24 protein-coding genes are annotated in these 24,968 nt (G+C 70.2%); 1 reads left to right on the top strand and 23 read right to left on the bottom strand.

Annotated features, from left to right (window positions below):
* Positions 1–52: 52 nt before the first annotated feature.
* From ACFPCV_RS07685 to ACFPCV_RS07650, 8 genes are all read right to left on the bottom strand, one after another.
* Positions 53–286, bottom strand: a complete 234-nt coding sequence (locus ACFPCV_RS07685; protein ID WP_378055343.1) for a helix-turn-helix domain-containing protein — start codon at positions 284–286, stop codon at positions 53–55.
* Between the two features lie 45 nt (positions 287–331).
* Positions 332–916, bottom strand: coding sequence for a pentapeptide repeat-containing protein (locus ACFPCV_RS07680; protein WP_378055342.1), 585 nt, complete (start codon positions 914–916; stop codon positions 332–334).
* A 10-nt stretch (positions 917–926) separates the two neighbouring features.
* The gene (locus ACFPCV_RS07675) at positions 927–1,349 is read right to left on the bottom strand and encodes a universal stress protein (RefSeq protein ID WP_378055341.1); all 423 of its coding nucleotides are present in this window, start codon (positions 1,347–1,349) and stop codon (positions 927–929) included.
* Between the two features lie 42 nt (positions 1,350–1,391).
* Positions 1,392–1,895, bottom strand: a complete 504-nt coding sequence (locus ACFPCV_RS07670) for a GNAT family N-acetyltransferase (RefSeq protein ID WP_378055340.1) — start codon at positions 1,893–1,895, stop codon at positions 1,392–1,394.
* A 4-nt stretch (positions 1,896–1,899) separates the two neighbouring features.
* Positions 1,900–5,211 carry an error-prone DNA polymerase gene (locus ACFPCV_RS07665; protein WP_378055339.1) on the bottom strand — a complete coding sequence of 1,104 codons (3,312 nt, stop codon included), beginning with the start codon at positions 5,209–5,211 and terminating at the stop codon, positions 1,900–1,902.
* Positions 5,212–5,418: 207 nt separating this feature from the next.
* Positions 5,419–5,616, bottom strand: a complete 198-nt coding sequence (locus tag ACFPCV_RS07660) for a hypothetical protein (protein ID WP_378055338.1) — start codon at positions 5,614–5,616, stop codon at positions 5,419–5,421.
* Positions 5,616–7,166, bottom strand: coding sequence for a DNA polymerase Y family protein (locus ACFPCV_RS07655; RefSeq protein ID WP_378055726.1), 1,551 nt, complete (start codon positions 7,164–7,166; stop codon positions 5,616–5,618). Before ACFPCV_RS07655 ends, ACFPCV_RS07660 begins: the two co-directional genes overlap by 1 nt.
* A gap of 107 nt (positions 7,167–7,273) precedes the next feature.
* Positions 7,274–7,984, bottom strand: coding sequence for a hypothetical protein (locus ACFPCV_RS07650; protein ID WP_378055337.1), 711 nt, complete (start codon positions 7,982–7,984; stop codon positions 7,274–7,276).
* 774 nt (positions 7,985–8,758) lie between these two features.
* Here ACFPCV_RS07650 and ACFPCV_RS07645 point away from each other — a divergent pair.
* On the top strand, positions 8,759–9,991 hold the full coding sequence (locus tag ACFPCV_RS07645; RefSeq protein ID WP_378055336.1) for an RsbRD N-terminal domain-containing protein: 1,233 nt from the start codon (positions 8,759–8,761) through the stop codon (positions 9,989–9,991).
* Positions 9,992–10,042: 51 nt separating this feature from the next.
* On the opposite strand, the gene ACFPCV_RS07640 is transcribed toward ACFPCV_RS07645, so the two are convergent.
* From ACFPCV_RS07640 to ACFPCV_RS07570, 15 genes are all read right to left on the bottom strand, one after another.
* Positions 10,043–10,969, bottom strand: coding sequence for a hypothetical protein (locus ACFPCV_RS07640; protein ID WP_378055335.1), 927 nt, complete (start codon positions 10,967–10,969; stop codon positions 10,043–10,045).
* 101 nt (positions 10,970–11,070) lie between these two features.
* Positions 11,071–12,465 (bottom strand): DUF6801 domain-containing protein, encoded by a 1,395-nt coding sequence (locus ACFPCV_RS07635; protein WP_378055334.1) that lies wholly within the window; start codon positions 12,463–12,465, stop codon positions 11,071–11,073.
* A 61-nt stretch (positions 12,466–12,526) separates the two neighbouring features.
* Complete coding sequence (locus tag ACFPCV_RS07630) at positions 12,527–13,144, bottom strand: hypothetical protein (RefSeq protein WP_378055333.1); 618 nt, start codon at positions 13,142–13,144, stop codon at positions 12,527–12,529.
* A gap of 184 nt (positions 13,145–13,328) precedes the next feature.
* Positions 13,329–13,982: a YqhG/Tai3 family protein gene (locus tag ACFPCV_RS07625; RefSeq protein WP_378055332.1), complete on the bottom strand. Its 654-nt coding sequence runs from the start codon at positions 13,980–13,982 to the stop codon at positions 13,329–13,331.
* Entirely contained in the window at positions 13,979–14,482 is a 504-nt protein-coding gene (locus tag ACFPCV_RS07620) for a hypothetical protein (protein ID WP_378055331.1), read from the bottom strand. Before ACFPCV_RS07620 ends, ACFPCV_RS07625 begins: the two co-directional genes overlap by 4 nt.
* The gene (locus ACFPCV_RS07615) at positions 14,467–15,678 is read right to left on the bottom strand and encodes an MCE family protein (protein ID WP_378055330.1); all 1,212 of its coding nucleotides are present in this window, start codon (positions 15,676–15,678) and stop codon (positions 14,467–14,469) included. The genes ACFPCV_RS07620 and ACFPCV_RS07615 overlap by 16 nt, the downstream gene beginning before the upstream one ends.
* The gene (locus ACFPCV_RS07610) at positions 15,678–16,703 is read right to left on the bottom strand and encodes an MCE family protein (RefSeq protein ID WP_378055329.1); all 1,026 of its coding nucleotides are present in this window, start codon (positions 16,701–16,703) and stop codon (positions 15,678–15,680) included. Before ACFPCV_RS07610 ends, ACFPCV_RS07615 begins: the two co-directional genes overlap by 1 nt.
* The gene (locus tag ACFPCV_RS07605) at positions 16,700–17,737 is read right to left on the bottom strand and encodes an MCE family protein (protein ID WP_378055328.1); all 1,038 of its coding nucleotides are present in this window, start codon (positions 17,735–17,737) and stop codon (positions 16,700–16,702) included. The genes ACFPCV_RS07610 and ACFPCV_RS07605 overlap by 4 nt, the downstream gene beginning before the upstream one ends.
* On the bottom strand, positions 17,734–18,729 hold the full coding sequence (locus ACFPCV_RS07600; RefSeq protein ID WP_378055327.1) for an MCE family protein: 996 nt from the start codon (positions 18,727–18,729) through the stop codon (positions 17,734–17,736). The genes ACFPCV_RS07605 and ACFPCV_RS07600 overlap by 4 nt, the downstream gene beginning before the upstream one ends.
* On the bottom strand, positions 18,726–19,730 hold the full coding sequence (locus ACFPCV_RS07595) for an MCE family protein (protein ID WP_378055326.1): 1,005 nt from the start codon (positions 19,728–19,730) through the stop codon (positions 18,726–18,728). Before ACFPCV_RS07595 ends, ACFPCV_RS07600 begins: the two co-directional genes overlap by 4 nt.
* Positions 19,727–20,971 (bottom strand): MCE family protein, encoded by a 1,245-nt coding sequence (locus ACFPCV_RS07590; protein WP_378055325.1) that lies wholly within the window; start codon positions 20,969–20,971, stop codon positions 19,727–19,729. Before ACFPCV_RS07590 ends, ACFPCV_RS07595 begins: the two co-directional genes overlap by 4 nt.
* Positions 20,968–21,786: an MlaE family ABC transporter permease gene (locus ACFPCV_RS07585; protein ID WP_378055725.1), complete on the bottom strand. Its 819-nt coding sequence runs from the start codon at positions 21,784–21,786 to the stop codon at positions 20,968–20,970. Before ACFPCV_RS07585 ends, ACFPCV_RS07590 begins: the two co-directional genes overlap by 4 nt.
* A gap of 53 nt (positions 21,787–21,839) precedes the next feature.
* Complete coding sequence (locus ACFPCV_RS07580) at positions 21,840–22,625, bottom strand: MlaE family ABC transporter permease (RefSeq protein ID WP_378055324.1); 786 nt, start codon at positions 22,623–22,625, stop codon at positions 21,840–21,842.
* On the bottom strand, positions 22,622–23,638 hold the full coding sequence (locus tag ACFPCV_RS07575; RefSeq protein ID WP_378055724.1) for an ABC transporter ATP-binding protein: 1,017 nt from the start codon (positions 23,636–23,638) through the stop codon (positions 22,622–22,624). Before ACFPCV_RS07575 ends, ACFPCV_RS07580 begins: the two co-directional genes overlap by 4 nt.
* Positions 23,639–23,784: 146 nt before the next feature.
* On the bottom strand, positions 23,785–24,576 hold the full coding sequence (locus tag ACFPCV_RS07570; RefSeq protein ID WP_378055323.1) for a class I SAM-dependent methyltransferase: 792 nt from the start codon (positions 24,574–24,576) through the stop codon (positions 23,785–23,787).
* Positions 24,577–24,968 lie beyond the last annotated feature (392 nt).

The raw sequence follows: 24,968 nt of genomic DNA, 5'->3' as shown, positions 1-24,968 counted from the left end.
ATCAGGTCACGCATGGCAGCGGCCGTCAGCGGGCCCTCCTCGGACCACACGATCAGGTGCCGAGTGCACAGCGGGTCCCCGGCCAGCGGCCGTGTCGCCACACCCGGTCTGGCTGGCTGCCGGTGCGGTCGCGGCGGAACAGCGGGCCGCCGACGCGGCGTTCGATGCGTTGCAGCTGCGCGGTCAGGAAAGGCTGCGAGACACCCGGTGCCGACGCCGCCTTCGTGATGCTGCCCGCCTGCGCGATCGCCTCCACCAGCCGGAAGTGCCGCACCTCGAGGTCCACCTACTGGTAGAGGGGACCGGCCCCGCCGCGTGACGGCTGCGCCGCTCATTCACCCACTTGGAGGCCGTGGGCGGCGGCGAACGCGATGGCCATGTCGATGTCCACGCGGGCACCGGCCAGCGCGGCCTGCCGCAGCCCGTTCGCGTCGAACTGGGCGCCGCGCAGGTCGGCGCCCCCCAGCTGGGTCTCCAGCAGCCGGGCGCCACGCAGGTCGGTGCCGGTCAGGTCGCAGTCGCGGAGGTCGGCGCCGGACAGGTTCGCCTCGCGGAAACGCAGGCCGGCCAACGTGGTCCTGCGCAGGTTGGCGCCCGCGAGGCTGGCGAGCGTCAGGTCGGTCTCGGTGATCTTCACCGGGCGGAAACGGCATTCGAAGAAGTTCGTGCCGAGGAACGTGCAGCCGTTGAACTCGGTGTGCATCAGGTTGGTGCGCTCGAACGTGCACGACCGGAACGCGGACGCGGTGTGCCTGGACTCGCCGAGGTCGGCGCGGCTGAAGTCGCAGTGGTCGAACGTGCAGCCCTTGGTGACCAGCGCCCGCAGGTCGGCGTCGGTGAAGTCGACGTGCGAGTACTGCCTGCCCTCCCAGTTCTGGTTGGACAGGTCGGCGTCGCGGAAGTCCTCGTCGGTCATGCCGGAGAGACTAGGGAACGACCACGACAGGTCTGCGCGCGTCGTTGACGAGGAACTTGGCGACGCCGCCGCTGCCGCGCCCGACGACGATGCAGTCCGCGTGCAGTTCCTCCGCGACCCGCTCCAGCCCGTGGCCGGGGTCGCCGCGGTGGTGGACCAGCTCCCAGCGCACGCCCATGGTGCCGAGGTAGTCGGCGACGGTGCGGCGCAGGTCGGCGACCAGGTCGCCCGCGGTCTCGGCGGTGGTGGCCATGCCGAACGGCGACCAGTACGCGGGGCTGGTCAGCGGCTCCACGTACACGAACACCAGCCGCGCCCGCTCCCGCCGGGCCAGCCCACTTGCCCACGCGGCCGCGTGCAGTGCGCGCGGCGTCCCGTCGACACCGACGACGATCACGGCAAGCCCGTCCTTACCGGCTTCGTAGTCACGCACGCCCGGATCCTATGGCCGCGACCACCGGCGGTTGAACGTTCGTTACGGGTGAGTGACCGGACGCCGCAGGTTGACCATCGACGCCGGGAACATGTCGTAGGGCTCGGTGTCGGTGTAGCCGAGGCGGCGGTAGAAGTCGATGACGGCGGTGCGGGTGGGCACGACGCTCACGACGACGCGGGTGAAGTAGTGGTCCTCGGCGTGCTGGTGGACGTGGTTCATCAGGACGCGCCCGATCCCGCCGCGGTGGGTCGGGCGCACGTAGAGGCGTTTGACCTCGGCTGTGCCCAGCGCACGGGTCACCAGGCCGACGCACCCGACGGGGCTGCCGTCCTGGTGGGCCAGCCACAAGCCGCCCGGCTGGCGGTGGACCCGGCGCAGGTCGCGGCATTCGTTCCGCAGCAGCGGGGGCAGCCCGTCGATGCTGGTGGGTTCCGGCCACCCGGTTTCGACCTGGGTGGCGGCCAGGTACTCGAAGACCAGCCGTTCGGCGACCTTCGCTGTGCGTGGTGTCGTGAACGCGTCCATGACTGAGACCTGGGTCATCCGGTCAGCGGAAGTCTCTTGAGCGGCTGGGGATGCGCAGGTCCAGGTTCTCCAGGTGGTCCGCCTGCAGGCTGGTCACACCTTCCGCGTTCTCGACGGTGCCGCGGACCAGCAGGGCGGCGGCGTTCCTCGCCGTTCTGCGGTAGCGGGTCCACAGGCCCGGTGTGCACACCACGTTCACCATGCCTGTCTCGTCTTCCAGGTTCAGGAACGTGACACCGCCCGCGGTCGCCGGGCGCTGGCGGTGGGTCACCGCGCCGCCGACCAGTACCCGCGTGCCGCTTCTCACCTTCGGCAGTTCCGCCACGCGCGACGCGCCCTGGCTGGTCAGCCATTCGCGGACGAACTGGGTCGGGAAGCTGTCCGGGGACAGGCCCGTCGCCCACACGTCCGCGACCGCGGTCTCGATGCCGTCCATGCCGGGCAGGTAGGGGGCGTCGGCGCCCACCGTGGTGCCGGGCAGGCGGTCGGGGCGTTCGCCGGACACCGCGCCGGCCGCCCACAGGGCTTCACGGCGGGCCAGGTCGAAGCCGCTGAACGCACCCGAAGTCGCCAGCGCTTCCAGCTGTGCTCTGGTCAGCTGGGTTCTTCTCGCCAGGTCGGCCATGTCGCGGTAGGGGCCGTGCCGCCGTTCCGCCACGATCTCCGCCGCCAGCTCCCTGCCGATGGTCCGGACCGTGGCGAGTCCGATCCGGACGGTCTGTTCGCCGGTCGCGTCCGGTTCGAGCGTGGCCTGCGGGTCGCTTCTGTTGACGTCCGGCCCCTGCACGGTCACGCCGTGGCGGCGGGCGTCGGCCACGAGGGACTGCGGGCTGTAGAAGCCCATCGGCTGGGTTTTCAGCAGTGCCGCGCAGAACGCCGCCGGGTAGTACAGCTTGAACCACGCGCTCGCGAACACCAGGTACGCGAAGCTCAGCGCGTGGCTTTCCGGGAAACCGAAGTTGGCGAACGCCATCAGCTTCTCGTAGATCCGGCTCGCCAGCCCCTCGCCGATGCCGTGGCGCGCCGCGCCTTCGTAGAAGCGTTCCCGCAGGCGTTCCATGCGTCTGGTCGAGCGTTTGGCGCCCATCGCCCTGCGCAGCTCGTCGGCCTCCGCCGGGGTGAAGCCCGCGACGTCCACCGCCATCTGCATCAGCTGTTCCTGGAACAGCGGGACACCTTTGGTCTTCCTCAGCGCCTTCTCCAGCAGGGGGTGGTCGTAGGTGACCTTCTCCCTGCCGTTGGCGCGCCGGATGTACGGGTGGACGGAGCCGCCCTGGATCGGGCCGGGACGGATCAGCGCCACCTCCACCACCAGGTCGTAGAACTCCCGCGGTTTCAGGCGCGGCAGGGTGGCCATCTGTGCCCGGCTCTCCACCTGGAACACGCCGACGGAGTCGGCGCGGCACAGCATCTCGTAGACGTTCCCGTCCTCGAGGTCCAGCTTGTCGATGTTCACCTCGACGCCGTGGTGTTCCGCGACGAACTCGACCATGTACCGCAGCGCGGACAGCATGCCAAGGCCAAGCATGTCGAACTTGACCAGGCCGATCGCGGCGCAGTCGTCCTTGTCCCACTGCAGGACCGTGCGTCTGTCCATGCGGGCCCGTTCGACCGGGCACACCTCGCTGACGGGACGGTCGCAGATCACCATGCCGCCGGAGTGGATCCCGAGGTGCCGGGGGAAGTCCTCCAGTTGCCCGGCGAGTTCCAGCACGGTCACGGGGACGTCGTGGTCGTTCTCCCCGACGGTTTCCTTCACCGGTGCCCAGCGGTCGATCTGTTTGCTCCACGCGTCCTGCTGGCCCGGCGAGTACCCGAGTGCCTTCGCCATGTCACGCACCGCGGACTTCGCCCGGTACGCGACCACGTTCGCGACCTGCGCGGCGTGCCTGCGGTCGTATTTCTCGTAGACGTACTGGATCGCCTCCTCCCGCCGGTCGGACTCGATGTCCAGGTCGATGTCCGGCGGGCCGTCGCGGGCCGGGGCGAGGAACCGTTCGAACAGCAGGTCCCAGCGGACCGCGTCGACCTTGGTGATGCCCAGCGCGTAGCAGACCGCCGAGTTGGCCGCCGACCCCCGGCCCTGGCAGTAGATCCCGTTGTCCCGGCAGAAGTCCACGATGTCGGCGACGATCAGGAAGTACCCGGGGAAGCCGAGTTCCTCGATCACCTTCAGCTCGTGGTCCAGCTGCGCGTACGCCTTCGGCGCCTGCGCCCGGGTGCCGTACCGGACGAGCGCGCCCGCGAAGGTCTTCTCCCGCAGGTAGCTGATCTCGGTGTGCCCGTCCACTTCGAACGGCGGCAGCCGCGGCGCGACCAGCTTCAGGTCGAACGACAGCTGCACGCCGAGCACCGCCGCGCGCCGCACCGCCCCCGGGTAGCGGACGAACCGCCGTCTCATCTCCTCGCCGGAACGCAGGTACGCGGTCGGCGCTGGCGGGAGCCAGCCGTCGAGGTCGTCGAGGCTGCGCCGGGCCCGCACCGCGGCCATCGCCGCCGCCAGCTCACCGCGGTGCGGTTGCGCGTAGTGCACGGCGTTCGTCGCCACCAGCGGCAGCCGCAGTTCGAGTGCCATCTCCGCGAGCAGGTCGTTGTGCCGGGTGTCGAGCGGCAGCCCGTGGTCGATCAGCTCGACGTAGGTGTGGTCCCGCCCGAACGCGTCGGCCAGCCGGTACAACTCGGCGAACGCGGCGTCCGGGCCGCCGTGCGACAACGCCCGCCGCACCGACGCCTTGCGACACCCGGTGAGCGCGACGACCTCCCCGCGTGTCTGGTCGACGATGTCGTCGAAGTCGTAGACGGGACGGCCTTTCTCGCTGTCGTGCGCGAGCTGCCCGTCGGTGATCACGCGGCACAGCCTGCCGTAGCCGGACACCCCGGTCGCGAGGAGCAGCAGGTGGTCGCCCTCCGGGTCGGCGATCCCGTTCTGCGGCTGGGTGAGCCCCAGACTCAGCTCGGTGCCGAACACGGTGCGGACCCCCAGTTCGCGCGCCGCCTCCGCGAACCGGACCACACCGTACATGCCGTCGTGGTCGGTGATCGCGACCGCGTCGAGACCGAGCAGTGCCGCCGACTCCACCAGCTCCTCGGGGTGGCTCGCGCCGTCGAGGAAGCTGAAGTTGGAGTGGCAGTGCAACTCCGCGTACGGGACGCGCACGTCGCTGCCCGCGAGGTCGGTGACACTGGGCGGCCCGACCCCGGCGGGTGCGGTGTAGCGCTCGCGCTTGTGTGTCCACGCGGGACTGTCACCGCCGTCCCCGTGGTGCGGTTCCGGGCGGCCGGAGAGAATGCGTTCCAGCTCCGACCACCGAACCGGCGGGTTGTCCCACCCCATTACCGCCCCTCCTCACAAACCCTCGGCGGCTTGACGTGCCCGGCAGGCCCGGTGCGCTTCGCAGCTCCGGCAGTCTTGTTGTCTTCTCGGGATTCCCGGGTCGGCGGTCCTGCCGGATTGTTCTGCCCGGATTGGTGGGCTTCCCGGCCGGCTGGGTTCCGTGTTCTTCTTTCCCGGCTCCACGTTGTCCCGCGAGTGCGGGTGCGGTCAGCGCACCCGGATGTTCTCCGGGGACGGACGTGGGGCCGGGACGAGTAAATCCAGGATGTCCATGTCGTCGGCGAGGCCGTCCGAGAGGGTCACGCGTTGCGGGTAGCCCGCGACGCACACCGGGTTGGGGTGCCCGATGACGAACTGCCTGCAACTCCCGTCCGCGAAGCGGCATTCCGGGCAGAGCTTGGCCATCAGTCGTAGATTCCTTCCACTGTCCACCGCTCCTCGGAAAGCACCAGGAGCAGTGCGGTCTGGGTGTCGTCCTCTTCCAGCAGGACCTGCAGCCGGGCGCGGCGGCAGGGGTTTATCCACCAGCGCGCGTCGGTGGCCCACGGGCCTGCCCACGCGTGCACGCGGCGTGGGTGGCCGCCGTCGACCGAGACCTGGCACGGCCTGCCGGTCAGCTCGTGTCGTGAGCTGATGTCGATCAGGCGGCCGCGTTCGTCGAAAACCCTGGCGGGCAACGGTTTCGTGAGCACGGTCGCCGGGGACGGGGCGGGCAGCCGGCCTGGCCACGGTGCGTCCGGGTCGCGGCGCGGGAACTGTTCGTCGCCCCACGGGATCAGCCGCACCGCCTCGCCGGGGTCGCGGCCGCCGCCCAGTACGGGCGTGACCACCGCGTCCGGACCGAGGAGGCCCTGCACGTGGACCATGGCGCGGCCCGCGCGTTCGTCGGCCTCCACGCGGCCCGCACCGCGCCACAGGTCGAGTTGCAGTGCGTGCCCTTCCACGACCTCGGCCGGTTCGAGGCGCAGCCAGGTGATGCCCGCGGTCGGCCTGCCGTCCACGCCGCTGAGCCAGCCGTCGAGCTGCCAGCGCACACGGTCCGCGATGCCGCCAGGGGACAGCGGTTCCGCGCACCGCCACACCCGCAACCGTTCCTCCCCGTTGGCCGTCATCGCGTGGATGCCCAGGCGCGTGCAGGCAAGGCCGTGCGCACCCAGGCCGGTGTGCAGCTTCTCGGCGAGCGTGCGGGCGACGAACGCGGCCGCGTCCACCCGCTCCACCGGCGGGTCCAGTTCCTCGGCGACCACCAGGTCGGGCGGCGGTCGCCGGCGGGACGGCGGCCGTTCCTGCTCGCCGCGGGCCAGCCGGTGGGCCTGCACCGCGTCGGCGCCGAAGCGGGCCGACACGTCTTTCTCCGGCACCTCGGCGAACGCACCCAGCGTGCGCAGACCCAGGCGCCGCAACAGGTCGACGAGGTCGGCCCGGTGGTGCCCCTCGGCGGGCCGGTCGAGCTCGCGAACGCTCAGCGGTTCAAGGAAGGCGCGGCTCGCGCCCGGCGGGATCACCCGTCCGCGCCGGGCGGCGAGGACGGCCGCGAACAACCCGTCGGCCACACCGATCTCGCACTCCGCACCAGTGCGGTCGGCGACCTGGTCGATCAGGCGTTCCGCGGCGCGTTCCTCGCCGCCGAAGTAGCCGGCGGGGCCGCGGGCAGGGACCGCGACCACGCCAGGTCTGATGATCTCGACGCCGACCGCCAGCTCCTCGACGGCGGCGGCGACGGGTTCGAACAGCCGCGCGTCCCGCACCGGGTCGTCCGGGAAGACGACCAGTTCCGGGCAGCGGCCCTGCGCGTCACGACGGCGCATCCCCCTGCGGACCCCCTCGATCCGCGCGGGCGCGGAGCAGGCCACCACACGGTTGGCCGCGACCACCGCCACCGGCTGGTGCGGCGTCAACCTGGCCGCCGCCGCGGCGGCCGTCACCGGCCAGTCGGGGCACCACACGACGAGCATCCGTTCCACGCGGTCGAACATACGTTCGAACGATCAGCGCGTCAAGCGGATTGGCGGGATTCCCACTGACGAGTGAAAATGCCTGTGCCACAAGGAAAATCGGGGGATCAGGACACTTCCGCGCGTTCGCGCCGCCAGTCGCTGTCGAACAGGCGCACGGGCAGGTGTCTCGAACTCCCCGCCACGGCCCCACCCGCGGCGGGGAGGCACGCCTCGACCCGAACGGGGCGGGCCGCAGCACCTCTTCCCCGTGCGGCGACAAGGGTTTCGCGTGCTTCGAGGAAACCGTGACCGTCACCGAGGCCGGTCCACCGTGTCCGCGCGGGAGCCAGCTCCAGGTCCGCCCCCGGCCACGGACCGGTCGAGATCAGCACCGTGCCGCGGTGCCGGGCACGCGCGGACAGGCGACGGAGGTGGGAGTCGGTGAGGCGGGAAGGGTCGACCGCCACGAGGTCCATGCCGTCCAGCAAGGCGGCGACCACCGCGGGCAGGTTCGCGCCCGGATGCCGGACCAGGGCGAGCCGCTCCACCGCGACACCCAGTTCGGACGCCGCGCGGAGACCGAGGTCGGGCATGCCGACCAGCGCCGCCCACGACCCGGTGTCCGTCGGCGACGCCAGGAGCGCGAACAGCAATGACGTCGAGCCCCGGACCGCCACCGTGACCCCCCGCCGCAGACCGCCCCACGGGAACAGGTCGGCGAGGGCCGGATGCACGGGTAGCATCCGGGCCCGGTCGTCCGGGGTGGACGCGAGGTCGCTGGCCACTCCCACCGCACCAGAAGCGGCCAGCGACGACGCTGCACCCAACGCCGGCATTCGCACGCACCCCACTTCCCCCGCCAGGCGCTGCGGGGAAGGCAGCGAACTCGAACGCCTGTTCGATAGTAGCACGGCCTGTTTTCGAACGCGAGCCCAGTCGCTGACGCAGGACTTTGGCGTCGGGGTTGTCTGTCTGGTGGTCTTTGTCCTCGCCGGACGGGCAGGTCTCCGGGGTGGCGGGGGTGTAGGTCGGCGGCGGTTTGGGCGGGTCTGCCTGCCATCCCGTCGGGGTTGCGCAGGCAGGTTCCCGCTTCGCGGGCCCGGGCGCGGAGCGCCCTGGCTCTGGTGCTGCGAAAGGCGCGTTGACGGCGTGGCAATGCCCTGAAAGGCGCGTTCAGGGCGCTCAGCGCCCTGAATGGCCCATTCACGGCACTTGTTGTGCCGTGCACGCGTCTTTCACGGCGACCGCCCTGTAAGTGCCGTGCCCTGAAAGGCGCTTTTGGGACGCTCGACGTCCTGAAAGCGTCTTTCGGGACGTCGGCGGGCGGGCGGCTCACATTCGTGACGCCAGGCTTTGCGAAGTCGGTTTCCGGTGCGGGATCTCGGTTCGCGGGCCGTGCCGAACGTCCGGCGGGCTCCTTGTATCACCTGGCGGCAATATTAGGTGTCGTTGATGAAAGGTTGTCAACCTCCTACAATCAAATGCGGTGAACTTGTCACCGGGGCGACAAACCGGCGGTTTGTTCCGTGCGGATGTGACATCTCGCTTCCCGGGGCCGATACACGATGTGCCACCGCTCGATGCCGCACGGTGGTGATTGGGGGCAGTACATGACGGTCGAGTACCAGCTCGACAACAACACCCTGCCCCGGCCGCTTGCCGAGGTTCTGCGGCCGGAGCTGGCGAGTCTCGCCACGGAGATCGTCGACGAGATCCGGGCCAAGATCCCCAACTACGCACGACCACTCGACGGGCCATACGGCAAGTCGATCCGTGCCGGGGTGCACTACGCGCTGACCCTGTTCATCGAGCAGATCGCCAACCCGGACGCGTCCGCGCAGAAGTGTTACGAGGTCCACCAGAAGCTCGGCCAGAACGAGATGCGTGAGGGCCGCAGCCTCGACGACCTGCAGGCCGCCTACCGCGTCGGCGCGCGGGTGGCGTGGCGGCGGATGATGCGGGTCGGCAAGCGCAACGGGCTGTCGTCGGCGGTGATGTCGCAGCTCGCCGACGCCGTGTTCGCGTACATGGACAAGCTGGCGTCGGTCGCGCTCGACGGGTACCTCGAGGCCAAGGCGACCTCCGCCGGTGCGCTGGAGACGTGGCGCCGCAGGCTGCTCGGCATGATCATGCAGACCCCGCCCGCACCGGCCGCCGCGATCGCCGAACTGGCGCAGCTGATCGGCTGGCCGGTGCCGGAGAAGGTGTCGCCGATCGCCGTCCACACCCTTCCCGGCACCGGCCACAACCAGCGGAAACCGACGCTGGACGCGGACGTGCTCGCCGACCTGGACGGGATCGAGCCGCGCATTCTGGTGCCCGGTGAGGTGACCGACGCGCGGCTCGCGGCGATCCGGGCCGCGCTGCCACAGTGCCGCCTCGCGGTCGGGCCCTGGGTGCGGCTCGACGCGGCCGCGCACGCCCTGCGGTGGGCCAGGAAGGCACTCACGCTCGCACAGCAGGGGGTGCTGCCGGACCGGCAGGTGATCCGCTGCGAACAGCACCTGTCGACGGTGCTCGTGCACTCCGACGACCGGCTGCTCACCACGCTGCGGGACCGGCTGCTGGCACCGCTGCGCGGCCTCACCGCCAAGCAGCGGGAGCGGATGCTGGAGACGTTGCGCGCGTGGCTGGACGTGCAGGGCAGCGTGCCGGACATGGCGGCCCTGCTGGACGTGCACCCGCAAACCGTCCGCTACCGCATGCGGCAGCTGGAACAGTCGCTCGGCACCCTGCTGCACGACCCCCACCAGCGGTTCGAGCTGGAACTGGTGCTGCGGACCGCACCGGGGCGGCGCAGGGACAACGACGTGGTCCTTCCCGCGCAACGCGACCGGCGCTGAACGCACCGAAGGTGCCCTTCGAAGGACGAAGGGCACCTTCGGTGTGTCGGACTAGCCGACGACAGCCGCGTGCCAGCGGTCCGCGAGCTGACGGCCCTGGGTGGGCGCGAAGTTGCGCGGGGTCTGGAAGCCGCCGAGGTTGGTGACCGGGTCCGCGAGGACCAGGCTGTTCTCACCGGCGGGCGAGGGCAGGCCCTGCTTGAGGTTCACCGCACCGGACAGCATTCCGAACAGGCCGCAGCCGGTGGCGCCGGGCACCGCGAACGTGGTGTCGGCCTGGGAGGCGCCGGACAGCGACAGGTAGCCCATCTCGCCGGTCGGGTTCGTCGTGCCGTCCGCGTTGAACCGCACGAAGCGGGCCGTCGGGCGCGCGGTGTTCGCCGGCTTCAGCAGGATCGGGTTGCTGTTCGAGCCGATGTAGCAGTTCGGGTCGAGGAACGGGTTGCTGAGCTTGATCTTCACCGGCAGCGTCACGATCGGTGTGCCCTCGCCGGCACCGGCTGCGAGGTTGAAGTCCCTCGGCACGCCCGCGGACTGGATGGTCGCGGTCACCCGGTTGAGCGGGCTGTTCGCCACGCGCTCGCAGATGTCGGAGATCACCGGGATCCGGCTCGGGCACATGAGGCCGAGCAGCCCGCCGGGGATCTCGACCGGGGCGCCGATGACCGCGCCGTTCCTCGGCGCCACGAGCGTGTACGCGCCACCCTGGTTGAGCACCCCCGCCTGGAGGTCGGTCGTGCCGGTCGTGAGCGTGGTCTCGCCGATCGTGAACGTGCCGGTCGTGGCGCTGGAGGACAGGCACAGCGCCGCAACGGCCGCCCCGTCGGCGGCGAGCATGGCGGGGTCGTCGACCGGGCACCGGTTCAGCGGGGCCCACGCGCCCGCGAGCGTGGTGGCCGAGGCAGGGGTGACGACCGCGAGCAGTGCCGCGACCACCGCCACGACGACCAGGAGAACGGTTCTTCGGATTCTGGACACAGGTCACCTCTCAAAAGGGGAACAGCCGGTTTCTCCGTCAGGTCGGAAAGCAGGAACGGGCGCGCTGGGGAAACGTCGAGCAGGGTGGAGCGTCCGGTGCCTCAGGTTTCCGGATACTTCGGATCCACCGGCTCCTCCGGCGGGCAGCCGAAGTTGTTGCCGGTGATCGTGCAGACCGCGCCCTGGTAGAGCCGGACGTGGTTCCCCGGACCCGAGATCAGGCCGGTGAGGATCGGGTCGAGGTCCTCGGTGGTGCCGCAGCCGCTGAACGGCGGGATCGTCACGGTGCCCATCAACGGGCCACCCTGGGTGATCGAGTACTTGTCCGGACCGCTGTAGGACGCGGTGAGAACGGCGTCGATGGGCACCGCGCTGCGGCAGTCGGGCCCGACCGGCACGGGGACACCGTTGACGGTGGCGTCCAGGATCTGGGCGGACAGCCGCACCTTGACCGTGGTGAGGCCCTCGTACTCGCCGGGCTGCCCCGGGATCGGGGTCCGTTTCGACCACAGGTAGATGTCCGCGACCCCGAGCTGGGTCAGCTGCATGGTGCCGGTGGCCGGCACGAAACCGAACGCGTAGAACGATCCCGGCGCCGGCGGGTACTTCGGCTCGCCGTTCAGCTCGGGCAACGCGAGCGCCTTCTGGCAGATCACGCTCGGATCGTCCGGACAGCGGATCATGAGATTCGTCGCGGTGATGTTCACCAGGCCCGTGGGCTGACCGACCGCCGCGTCCAGTTTCGCGATATTGGCGCGGCCGTTCACGTTCGCGCAGAACGGGGCCCGGTATTCCGGGGGCGCGTCGGGGAGGTGGTAGCACTCCGCCGGTGGGGGCGCCGCGGCAAGGGACGGCAGCCCCTCGCCGGGCTGGTCCTGCCGGCCCGGCTCCCCTGGCTCGGGTGACGGGGCCCGCTTCGGCGTTCGTGCCGGCGCCTCGACCGGGACGACCGCGAGCACGGCGGTCTCGGCGGGGTCGAGCACGCAGGTCAGATCGATGGCGGGTGGCTCGGTCGGCGTGCCGTCCCCGGCGTACCCGGTGATCTCGACGGCCAGGTCGCCCGCGGTGAACGTCAGGTCGCCCACCGGCGGGGCGGTCACCGGCGGGACGGTGACGGTGCCGCCGAGCACCACGGGGTCGGCGAGCGGCACCGCGTCGGACAGCACGGCCGTCCACGTCTCGGGCAGCACGCCGAGCCTGGTCACGGCCGTGACACCGGCCGCGTCCGGCAGCCCGGCGAGCGCCGTGGCGGGCACCGTCAGCTCGAGACCGACGTCGCCGGGCTCGACCGGCTCGCCTGCCACGCCCGCCGACGGGAACGACGCGGTGACCCGCAGCGTGACCGGGCCCGCCTCGCCGCACACGTAGTCGAGCGAGGTGTCGATCACCAGCGGTTCGGTACGCGGCGGTTCCTGTTGTGCCCCGGCGTTGCCGGGGACGACCACCAGCGAGGTCGCCGCGGCCGCGATGACCAGCGCCCGTCGGTTCCGCCTCATGTACCCGCCTTTCGGGAGTGTGCGGGGCCTGCCCGGACGCACCGGGCAGGCCCCACCGGTCCTACGAGCCGATGACCGTCAGCCCCGGGGTGACGACGAAGTCACCCTGGAAGCCGGCGGCCTCGCCCTGGGTGATCAGCCCGAGGCAGTCGTTGTTCGGGTCGACGGAGCTGACCGTCAGCGTCTGGGCGGGCAGCACCGCCAGCACGTTGCCGGAGTTGTCGAACGTGGCGTTCACGGAACCGGTGACCGTCGCCTCGCAGAACGGGCCGGAGATGTCCGCGACGATGTTGGTGATCCTGCCGGTCGTCACGCCCCCGCTGTAGGAGTCGCCGTGCAGCTCCCACGTGCCCTGGTGGTCGACGTTGAACGTGAGACCGAACGGGCCGGAGCAGTTGTTGAACTGCGTGCTGTCGTCGGGGAGCGTGGCGATCGGGTTCGCCACGCCGGAACCGAGGTTCGCCGTGCCGGCCGCCGACGCCGAGTCGCAGGTCAACTCGATGCCGGACTCCGTGGTCAGGACGGTCACGCCGGCCGCGCCGGTGAAGTCGCCGCTCGTGCCGCCGTCGTCCCGGGAGACGTCCCACGACAGCGGAGCGGCAGAAGCGGCCCCCGCCATGACGGTCGTCGCGGCCAGCGCCACCCCGGCGGCAATGGTGCCGATCAATCGTCCACGCATATGATCGTTCCTTTCCGTGCGGATTACTACGGAAGGCAATTTCGGCTTTCGAAGCCCTCGCACAATTGACGTTACCTGCCGGTAACAGGAACCACAATTGCCTACCGTAAAAGGATCATGTCTATTTCTCTCCGTTCTTCCCGGCGAACAGTCCGGAACAATTTTCTTGTCACCTCGTGATAATTCAGCGGGGTGCCATGTCGGTTATCACCCAATGCCCGCCCTCACGTTTGACCGTTACGGACAACTGTGCGGCGGCGGCGTTGGTGGTGTTCGTGTCGACGCGGGTCGCGGACTGGTCGAGGAACACCAGCAGCCGGGCCCGGTCACCTTCCAGTGACTGCACCGCCGAGTACACGACACGGGAGGTGAGCACGAGCTTCTGCGCCGGGGCCTTGTCCCGCACCTGCGCGAAGAGCCTGTCGTACACCTCGCGCGCCTCGCCGCGGAGCACGGCCGCGGCGGCCTCCTCCGTCACCTCGGTCCTGTCGTAGGAGTAGGAGAAGATCTGGTTGAGCGCGCTGCTGACGGCGGCGCTCACCTCCGCGGTGCGGCCGGTGTCGACCAGCGCGCTGTTCTGTGCGGCACCGGAGGAACGCAGGTCGTCCGCGGCCACCAGCGCCCACGTGCCCCCGCCGACCAGCAGCGCCGCCAGCACCCCGAGTGCCACCGCCACGCGGCGCGGACGGAAGAACCCCGTCGGCCCGGGCGGGTCCGCGTCCTCGTCGGGCGGGTCGGCCCCGGTGTCCAGGTCGGTGTCCGTGCCGGTGTCCGGGTCCGGATCGGTGTCCGGGTCCACGTCCTCGTCGACGCTCTCTTCGCCCAGCTGTGTGGTCATCGCTCCCCCAACGGCACCTGGTCCAGGGCGGACAGCTTCCACTCACCGTCCACACGTGACATCCCGGCGACGAACCGGTTGCGTTTCGCCGTCGGTGGCGAGCCGTCCGTCGCGGTCGAGATCTCCACCGACACCAGCAGCTTCGCCGAGCCCGACCGGGTGTCCAGCTCGCTGACGGCCGCGTCGAGCACCCGCCCGGTCGCGACCGTCGCGTTGGCCTTGAGCTGCTGTCTGGTCGCGTCGTCGGTCGCGGCCAGCTCGTCACGCAGCCCGCCGGTGGACACCGCGAGCCACTTCTCGATGCCGGCGTCCACGTCGTGGTAGTCCAAAGTGGTCAGTGTGGCGACCTGGGTGCGGCCCGCCGCCAGCACCTCGTCGCGGGCCGTGGCGTAGGCGAGCGAGTCGTCGCGATCCGCCTGCCACCACGTGAAGCCCGCCCACCCGGCGAACGCGAGCGCCAGCACCACGACACCCAGCATCACCTTCACTTCCCGAGCCACAGCAACCCCTCCAGGTCGGCGACCAGCGGCAGGTCCGGCGCGCCGAGCGGGCCGGGCATCGACACACCGCCACCCGGTGTCGCGGGCGTCGGCACCCCGCCGTCCGGCACGTGCTGGGAGCCGCGCACCAGGCGCGGGTCGCCGCTCGGGAGCGTGCACGCGGTGGTGGTGTCGAACGGCAGCGGCGTCTCGACCTCGCCCTGCCGGTACGGCGTGTCGTAGCCCGCCACACACGGCGGCGGGTCGTTGAAGTTCAGGACGATCGACAGGTCGCCGGTGTCCGGCCGGATCGCCGTCGACGTCGCGGCCACGGCCTTGGGCACGTTCACGAACAGCTGCCGCATGCCCCCGATCCTCGACTCGAAGATCTCCGAGGTGGTCACCAGGTTCGCCACCAGCACCGAGAGCCCGGGGTTGGTGTCGGACAGCAGCGCCGACAGCTGCGTCGCGGCGGCGGGCGCCGCCCCGATCAGCTCCCGCAGGTCACCGTCCGCGCTCGCCAGCTCGTCCGCGAACAGCTTGGCGTTGCCGGCGAACGACCGCCACGCGGCCGACGAGTCGAGCTGAGTCGCCAGCACGGTAGCGCCGTCGTCGATCAGCATCGTGGTCTGCGGCAGGTGGTTGCGTGCCTCGTCGGTGAACGACATGGTCGAGTCGAGCAGCAGCCGCAGGCTCGGACCGGTGTCGTTCATGGCCGTGTACAGCTCGTCGACCACCACCCGCAGCGACTCGGTCGGCACCGACTGGTTGAGCTCACTCAGGTTCCCGAGCAGCGTGGTGACCGGCATGGGGACGGTCGTCGACTCCTTGCGGATCACCGAACCGTCCGCCAGGTACGGCCCGTGCTCGCCGCGTGGTTGCAGGTCGACGAACTGCTCGCCGATCGCGGACCGGTTGGCCACCACGGCCTTCGCGTCGACGGGGACGCGTGGCGCGTCCTCGTCGAGTACGAGGTCGGCCTCCATGCCGTCGTCGGTGAGCCGCAGCTCGCCGACCCGCCCGATCGCGACCCCCCGGTAGGTGACCTCGCTGTTGGTGAACAGGCCGCCGCCGTCGTCGAGCTGCAGGCGCACGGTGTACGTGCCGCCGCCCAGCAGCCTGCCGAGCCCGGCGTAGTTGGCGCCGACGAACGCGACCGCCGCGAACGCGAGCACCACGAACGCGAGCACCTGGAACCGGACCGTCTTCGTGAGCATCAGTTGCCCCCTTCCGGGAGTGGCAGGGGCGGGAGCGGCTCGGCGAAGTCCGGGTCGACCTCGATGCGGAGGAAGATGTTGATGTAGTCGCCCTTCGTCGCCTCGAGCACCGGGTCGGTGAACGGGAAGGTCGGCAGGATCTCCAGTGCCTGCGGCAGGTTCTGCCCCGCGGCGGCGAGCTGGTCGAGGATCGGCGCGAGCGCCTTCAGGTCGGCGACCATGTCGTCGCGGCTGCGGTTGATCGTGTCGACCGCGACGTCGGACAGCGTGTCCAGCGACTGCAGCATGGTGACGAGCGCGCTGCGCTGCTCGGTCAGTGCCCGCAGGCCGGGGGTGAGGTCGGTGAGCGCGCCGCGGATCTGTTCGTTGCGGCCCGCGAGCGTGGCCGAGAGCTGGTTCAGCCCGTCGAGCGCCGCGGTGATGTCGCCCCGGTGCCCGTCTAGCGTGGTGACCAGCTCGTCCATGTTGGCCAGGAAGGCCTTGATCTCCGGCTCGTTGCCGGACAACGCCTTCGACAGCTCCTGGTTGATGGTCCGCAGCTGGCCGATGCCACCACCGTTGAGCAGCAGCGACAGCGCGCCGAAGACCTCCTCGACCTCGGTGTGCCGGTTCGTGCGGTCCGCGGTGATCACCGCCCCGTCGGCCAGCTTCGCCGGGTTGGCGCTGTCGGCGGGCGCGGCCAGCTCGACGAACTTCTCACCGAGGAGGCTGGACTGCCGCAGGCTCGCGGTCGCGTCGGCGGGCAGCGCCACGTCACCGTTCACGGCCACCACGACCTGCGGTGTCCACCGGTCCGCGCCGCCGAGCTCGATCGACTCGACCCGGCCGACGACCACGTCGTTGACCTTCACCGCGGCCTGCGGCACGAGGTCGAGCACGTCGGCGAACTCGACGGTGACCCGGTAGGGGTGGTCGCCGAGGTCGGCGCCGCCGGGCAGCGGCACGTCGTAGATGCCGTTCGCGCCGGTCGAGGTGCACCCGGCGAGCGCGAGGACCGCGGCGCACGCGGCGAGAAGGCGCCTCATCGTGGTCCCTCCAGCGGCACGCCGTCGGTGAACGGCAGCGGCACGACCGGCGCGCCTGGGTCGGCGAGGTATTCGAGGAGGAGCCCCCGGCCCTGCAGGGTCTGTGTCGCCGGGTCGAAGGTCGCCAGCACGTTGGTCGCGGCGATCGGCGCCACGTCCAGCGCCTCCGCGAGCGACGCGCGGTTGTCGACCAGCAGCTGGGTGGTCCGCGCCAGCTTGTCCACATTGGACTTGATGGCGGTCCGGTTGTCGCGGATGAACGCCTGGATGTCGGCGAGCGCGGAGGCGAGCGTGCCCAGTGCCGTGCTCAGCTCGTCGCGGTCGGCGGCGAGCGTGCGCCACACCTGGTCGAGCTGGGTGTTCACCCCCATGACCTGCTCGTCGTTGGTGGCGAGCATGGTGGTGAACTTCTGCAGCTCGTCGACCGTGCCGAACAGGTCGCCCGCCGAGCCGGACAGCGTGCGCGCGGCGTCGGCGAAGTTGCGGACGCTCTCGTTGAACGCCTTGCCGTTGCCCGCCAGGTTCGCCGCCCCCGTGTCGAGCAGCTCGGACAACGCGCCATCGGAGTTCGACCCCTCCGGCCCCAGCGCCGTGACCAGCGTGTTCAGGCTCGCGTACAGCTCGTCCAGCTCGACCGGGGTAGCGGTGCGCGACTCGGGGATCACCGCGCCGGTCTCGATCACCGGCCCGCCCCGGCTCAGGTCGGTGAGCTGCACGTACCGGTCGGACACCACGCTCGGCGCGACCACGACCGCCTTCGTGTCCGGCGAGACGCCGACCGAGGTGTCCACCGTGAACACGACCTCGACCCGGTCACCGCGTGGCGTCACCGACTCGACCGCACCGACCCGCACACCGAGTACCTGCACGTCCGAGCCCGCGTACACGCCGACCGCGCGGGAGAAGTACGCGGTGATCCGTTTCTGGTCGCCACCACCGAAGAGCCACCACAGCACACCGGCCGTGACCACGGCGAGGACCGTCGCGAGCGCGACGATCCGGCCGAGGCGGCGGCGTGCCCTCGTGTCGTTCACCGGGGCCCTCCTTCCGGCAGCCGTGGCGGCACGCAGGGTTCCCGGTTCTCCGGGACGAGGCCGCAGACGTAGGTGTCGATCCAGCGGCCGCTGCCGGTCGCGTTGTTGACCACGCGGAAGTACGGCCCGGCCAGCTTGAGGCTCCGGTCGAGCTGGTCGCCGTACTTGATCAGCACGTCGCTGACCACGTCGAGCTGCTCGAGCGCGGGCGCCAGCTGCTCGGAGTTGTCCGCCACCAGCCCGGAGAGCTGTTCTGCCAGCTCGGTGGTGCCGGTGAGCAGCTCGTGGATGGCCTCCCGCCGGTTCGACAGCTCGGTGAGCAGCAGCTCACCGTCGTCGAGCAGCTTGTCGAACTCCTCGTTCGTGCCCGCCAGCGTGGACGTGATCTGCCTGGTGTTGCGCAGCAGCTCCGCGAGCTGGTCGTCGCGGGTGGAGATGGTGCGGGACAACGCGGTCAGGCCGTCCAGCGCGGACCGGACGTGCTCTGGTGAGTCCGCGAACGTGTCGGAGATCGTGCGGAAGCTCTCGGCGAGCTGGTCGGTGTCGATGGCGGCCGCGGTTTCCGCGAGGCCCTCGAACGCCTGCGTCACGTCGTAGGGCGTGACCGTGCGGTCCAGCCCGATGCGCACGTCCGGGTCCTGTTCGCGCTCGCCGGTCGGGTGCAGCGCCAGGAACTTGCGGCCCAGCAACGTCTTGATCTTGATGGCGGCGGTGCTGTGGTCACCGACCCACGTGTCCTCGACGCGGAAGGTGACCAGCACCCGGTCCACGTCCAGCTCCACGTCGGTGACCTTGCCGACCTTGATGCCCGCCACCCGCACCTCGTCGTCCGGCCGCAGCCCGGCGGCCTCGGAGAACTCGGCCTCGTAGGTGGTGCCGGCGACCCCGGGCAGGTCGGGCCAGAAGTACACCAGCGCGGTGATCGCCAGCAGCGCCACGGTGCCGATGACGCCGATCGGTCCAGGGCTGCGTTCGCGGAAGCTCCTGTTCACGAGTCACACCTCGGCGCGCCGCTGCGGTAGCCGTGCTCCTCGTGTCCCACCGGGATCGCCTCGCACAGGTAGAAGTTGACCCACGAGCCGTAGGACGCGGTGCGCCCGACGGCCTCGAACTTCGCGGGGGTGGCGGTGAGGAACTGCTCGAGGTCCTCCTGCCCGGTGACCAGGTTCGACGCCAGCATCCCGAGCCCGGCGATGCTGTCCTTGAGCGGTTCGCGCGCCTGGTCGAGCAACCCGGCGGTGGCACCGGTCAGGTCGGCCAGCCCGGAGATCGCGTCACCGATGGCGGCCCGGTCCCCGGCCAGGCCCGACACCAGCCGCTGCAGCGTGCCGACCAGAGTGGACAGTGCGTCGCCCTGGCCGTTGATGTTGGCGAGCACCGAGTTCAGGTTCGTGATCACGTCGCCGATGACCTTGTCGCGGTCGGCGAGCGTGCTGGTCAGCGAACCGGTGTGGGCCAGCAGGGAGTCGACCGTGCCGCCTTCTCCCTGCAGCACCTGGACGATCTCGCCGGACAGCTCGTTGACGTCCTTCGGTGACAGCGCCTGGAACAGCGGTTTGAAGCCGTTGAACAGGTCGGTCAGGTCGAGTGCGGGCCGGGTGCGGTCGAGCGGGATCTCGGCGTCCTCCCGCAGGAGGATCGCCGAGGGTTTCTCGCCGCGTTCCAGCGCGATGTACCGCTGGCCGACCATGTTGCGGTACTTGATGGTCGCGGTGACGTCCGCGGGCAGCGGCTTGGACCTGTCGACCGAGAACCGCACCAGCGCGATGTGACCGTCCACAACGGACATCTCGTCGACCTGGCCGACGCGGACGCCGTGGATGCGCACGTCGTCGCCGGGGTTCAGTGAGGTGACGTCGGTGAACCTGGCCGAGTAGCTCAGCATGTCGGACACGTTCGTGTTGCCGATGGAGATCGCGAGCACGGCCGTGGCGAGACCGGTGACGAGCACGAAGATCAGGCCCTTGATCAGCGGGGCCGCCAGGTTCCTCATCGCAGCGCCACCTCCGTGCCCCGGTAGAGCGGGCCGACGAGCACGCTCGACCAGCCCGGCACCTCGCCGACCGCGGGTGCGAGCAGCGTGCCGATCAGTTCCTGTTCCTGTGGCGAGTTCGCGAGCCCGAGGTCGCCATCGGCCAGCAGCGGATGTCCCGCGCCGCCGGTGGGCGCGGCGACCGCGCCCCGGGTCGGGGCGACGCCGCTCGGGTAGCAGCGCGGGCCGCCGGTCGCGTCGTACACCGGGGCGTCCCGGCCCGGCACGTACTTGCCGCGGTCCTCGGTGACGATCAGCTCGACGTGCATGCCCGGCTCGTCGGTGCCCGCGCCGAGCAGCCGGTCGACCGACGGTTTGAGGTCGGTCAGCGCCTTGAGCGTGCACGGGAAGCTCGGCGAGTACTCGGCGGCGACCTCGAGCGGCGCCCGGCTCGACGCGGCCAGCCGGATCAGGTTGTCGGAGTTGTTGCGCAGGAACAACGTCACGTCCTGCGATGACCTGGTGACCTGCGCGTACAGGTCGGTGAGCTGGACCCGCTGGTCGGCGACCGTGTTGAGGGTGACCGACGAGGCGGTGAGCGAGTCGAGCAGGTCGGGGGCGATGTCGCCGTACAGCTCGCTGACCGCCGCGAGGTCGCGCAGGTCCTCGGTGAGCGTCGGCAGGTTCGGGTTGAACTCCTCCAGGTACGTGGCGGTGCTGACCATCGCCTGGCCGAGTTGTTCCCCCCGGCCCTCCAGCGCGGTCGCGATCGCGGTGAGCGTGGTGGCGAGCTTCTCGGGCTGCACCGCCTTCAGCACCGGCATCAGGTCGTCGAACACGCGCTCCAGCTCGATCGCGTTCCGCGACCGGTCCTGGCGGATCACGTCCCCGCCAGACAGCGGACCCGCGGTCGACTCGTCCGGAATGGACAGTTGCACGTACCGCTCGCCGAACAGGGTCTTCGGGATCAGCAACGCGGTGACGTCCTTGGGGATGCGGTCCAGTGTCTCCGGTTTCATCGCCAGCTCGATGGTCGCGCCGTCGTTGCCCGCGTGCACCGCACGCACACCACCGACGACCACACCGCGTGCCTTGACCTCGGATGCCTCGTTGAGCTGGTTGCCGATCCGGTCGGCCTTCAGCGTGACGAGCACGTCGTCGGAGAACTCCTCCTGGTACACCTGTACCGACAGCCACGCCAGCACGGCCATCACCAGCAGGAACGCGATCCCCGCGCCACGTCTGCCGAGTTTGTGCCTCATCCCGCCACCTGCACCGTCGTGGTCGCGCCCCACAACGCGAGGCTCAGGAACAGGTCGATCACGCTGACCGCGACCAGGGACGTGCGCACCGACCGTCCCACCGCGACGCCGACGCCCGCGGGCCCGCCGGTGGCGCGGAAACCGTAGTAGCAGTGCGCGAGCACGACGACGACGCTGAACACCAGCACCTTGCCGAACGAGTAGAGCACGTCGACCGGCGGCAGGAAGAGGTGGAAGTAGTGGTCGTACGTGCCAGCCGACTGGCCGAAGAACCAGATCGTGATCTGTCTGGACGCGACGTAGGAGGTCAGCAGGCCGATCGCGTACAGCGGGATGATCGCGAGGAAACCGGCGATGATCCGGGTGGTGACGAGGTAGGGGATGCTCGGCACCCCCATCACCTCGAGCGCGTCGATCTCCTCGGAGATCCGCATCGCGCCCAGCTGTGCGGTGAACCCGCAGCCGACCGTGGCCGACAACGCGATGCCCGCGACGAGCGGCGCGATCTCGCGGGTGTTGAAGTACGCGGAGATGAACCCGGCGAGTGCCGGCGTGCCGACCTGGTTGAGCGCCGAGTACCCCTGGATGCCGACGACGAAGCCGGTGAACGCGGTCATGCCGACCATCACGCCGATGGTGCCGCCGATCACCGCGAGCGCGCCGGAGCCGAAGCTGACCTCGGCCATCAGGCGCGTGATCTCCTTGCCGTAGCGGCGGATCGCGCGGGGAGTCCACGCGATCGCCTTGAGGAAGAAGAAGATCTGGTCGCCGAGGACGTCGAGGAACGTGAACCGGCGGTCGACAGCGGTCAGCATCCGGTTGGCGACCTTGGGCCGGTCCGTTGGCCGGTCGTCGAGGAGCGCCATGCTCACGCCCCCTTCGGCGGCACGATTTGCACGTACAGCGTCGTGAGGATGAGGTTGAGCAGGAACAGGAGCAGGAACGTGATCACGACCGACTGGTTGACCGCGTCCCCGACGCCCTTCGGGCCGCGGCCAGGGTTGAGGCCGCGGTAGGAGGCGACCACACCGGCGACGAACCCGAAGATCACGGCCTTGATCTCGGAGATCCACAGGTCCGGCAGCTGCGCCAGCGCCGAGAAGCTCGCCAGGTACGCACCTGGCGTGCCGCCCTGCATGATCACGTTGAAGAAGTAGCCGCCGAGCACGCCGACCACCGACACGAGCCCGTTGAGGAACGCGGCGACACCCATCGCGGCGAGCACCCTCGGCACGATGAGGCGCTGCACCGGGTTGACCCCCAGCACCTCCATCGCGTCGATCTCCTCGCGGATGGTGCGGGAACCGAGGTCCGCGCAGATGGCCGAGCCACCAGCACCCGCGATGAGCAGCGCGGTGACGACCGGGCTGGCCTGCTGGATGATCGCGAGCACGCTGGCCGCGCCGGTGAACGACTGCGCGCCGATCTGCTGGGTCAGCGAGCCGAGGTGCAGCGCGATGACCGCGCCGAACGGGATCGACACGAGCGCCGCGGGCAGCAGCGAGACGCTGGCGATGAACCAGAACTGGCCGACGAACTCACGGAACTGGAAGGGGCGGCGGGGAATGCAGCGAATGACGTCGAGCCCGAGCGCGTAGAGGCGGCCGGTCTCCCGCATCGCCGCGGCGCCGGGGAAGGTGCTCTGCCTGGTCATCTGACCGGTGCTCCGATGCCGTAGCGGAGCCGGTCGTCGGCGTCCAGGCTGGCCACGATCCCGTGCTGCGCGGCGGGCGGCAGCGTGTGGATGATGCGCATGACGCGGTCCTTGCGGCGCCGCACCGCCTCCCGGTACGGCATGCCGGGAGTCGGCTGGAGCTGCGGCACCACACCGCGGACGTCCTCTGTGGACCCGTCGTGGTGCCCGGCGGCGGCGTGGGCCTGCTCGGCGGCCATGGTGGCCTCGTCCTTCTCCTCGGACATGCCGATCGGGCCGATGCGCGAGCCGTTGAGGAACTGCTTGACCGCGGGGACCTCGCTGGTGAGCAGCACTTCGCGGGGGCCGAACATGACCAGCTCGCGGCGGAACAGCATGCCGATGTTGTCCGGCACGGTCCGCGCGAGGTTGATGTTGTGGGAGACGATCATGATCGTGGCGTCGACCTGCGCGTTGAGGTCGATGAGCAGTTGCGAGATGTAGGAGGTGCGGACCGGGTCGAGACCGGAGTCCGGTTCGTCGACGAGGATGATCTGCGGGTCGAGCACCAGCGCGCGGGCGAGCCCGGCGCGTTTGCGCATGCCGCCGGAGATCTCGCCGGGGAGTTTGCGCTCCGCGCCCGCGAGACCGACCATGTCCATCTTGCCGAGCACGATGTTCCTGATTTCGGACTCGCTTTTCTTCGTGTGCTCGCGCAGCGGGAACGCGATGTTGTCGAAGAGGTTCATCGAGCCGAACAGCGCGCCGTCCTGGAAGAGCACGCCGAAGAGTTTCCTGGTCTCGTACAGTTGGTGTTCGGAACATCTGACCAGGTCGACGCCGTTGATCAGGATCTTGCCGGAATTGGGCTTCAGCAAGCCGATCAGGCATTTCAGGAACACGGATTTCCCGGTACCGGACGGGCCGAGCATGACGCTGACCTCACCGGCGGGCAGCGTCAGCGTGACGTCCTGCCAGATCCGCTGGTTTCCGAATGACTTGGCGAGGTCATCGACCACGACCTCAACTCCCAACACACACCTCCATTGGTGCCAAGGCCGCTTATCTACTGGCGAGTACGCTAACGACGGCCACTCTGGCAGGCAACAATCCGCCGGTTTTTCTGATCGGGATGACAATCCCGGGCAGCGGATTTGTGGAGATGTGAGCGAAAACGCGACTACTGCGCCGTTCGGCCTATTCCGATGAGCGAGACGGCGTTCATGCGGTCCACCTTCCGGGCGCGGAGGAGATCGACGAAACGAGCACGCACCCTCGGAAGGAGGCTCTCGGTTACGCCGCTCAGGCGCATGCGCATGGCCGAACCCATCACGATGGCCCATGAGGTGTCGTCGTCGAGCGGCATGCTGTGCTCGACGGTGGCGACGCGGATGTCACCGAGCCCGAGCCCGCTGAGCCAGTCCCCGAGCATGCCGGGCGTGTTGATCCGCGCGCCGGGACCGCGCCCGGCACTGGCCTTGGGCTCCCCGCCCTCGGCCACGACGGCCTCCCCGAGGATCTCGGGCACGGGGCTGATGGCGTGCTCACCCCAGGTGGTCACGACGAACCGGCCCCCCGGCCTGGCGAGACCGGCGAGGCGCGCGCACGCGGCGTCCATGTCGGGCAGGAAGAAGACGCCGAACACACACTGGACGACGTCGTAGCCGGTGGTGTCCCAGCGGGTGGCGTCCGCGTGGGTGAACGTCAGCTGGGGCAGACCTGCCGCGTTGGCACGTCCCTGCTCCAGCAGCCGGCCGGCGAGGTCGATGGCGTCGACGTGCCCACCGGCCCCGACGGCACGAGCGGCGGGGATGGCGGAGGACCCGGCGCCACAGCAGACGTCGAGCACCCGCTCCCCCGGCGCCACCCCCGCCTCGGCGACGGTCGCCTCACCGATCGGGTTCCAGAGCACCGGGCCCAGCACGGCGAACTCGTCGTGCCCGGCGTCGAAGACATCTCCAAGATCGCTCACGTCCAGAACCTACGCCGGGCAGCGGGTGCCCGGCCACCAGGCTCAGCCTGGACCACCGATGGTTGTACTGCTGGTTGCTGGTGTGGCCGGGCCCGCTTCGCGGGCCGCGGCGGCCCTGCCGCGAGCGTCGACTCACCTTGCGGCTCGTTCAGTGTCCGAAAGACGCGTTCGGTTCGGTCGCGATAGCCGTGAGTGTGCCGATAGGGACACTGCGCGTCCCTATCGGCACACTCACAACACCAGCCATACCCCCGAAAGCACCTTTCGGAGCAAGCTTCGCGGGCCGGGCGCGCAGCGCCCTCGCAACTGCTGCGAAAGGCGCGTTGACGGCATCCGTTATGCCGTGAACGGCCCTTTCACGGCGCCCAGCGCCGTCAACGCGCCTTTCACGG

Source organism: Actinophytocola glycyrrhizae, assembly GCF_042653545.1.
GTDB lineage: Bacteria > Actinomycetota > Actinomycetes > Mycobacteriales > Pseudonocardiaceae > Actinophytocola > Actinophytocola glycyrrhizae.
The sequence above is the reverse complement of the archived record's forward strand: the minus strand, read 5'-3'. Positions and strand labels throughout refer to the sequence as shown.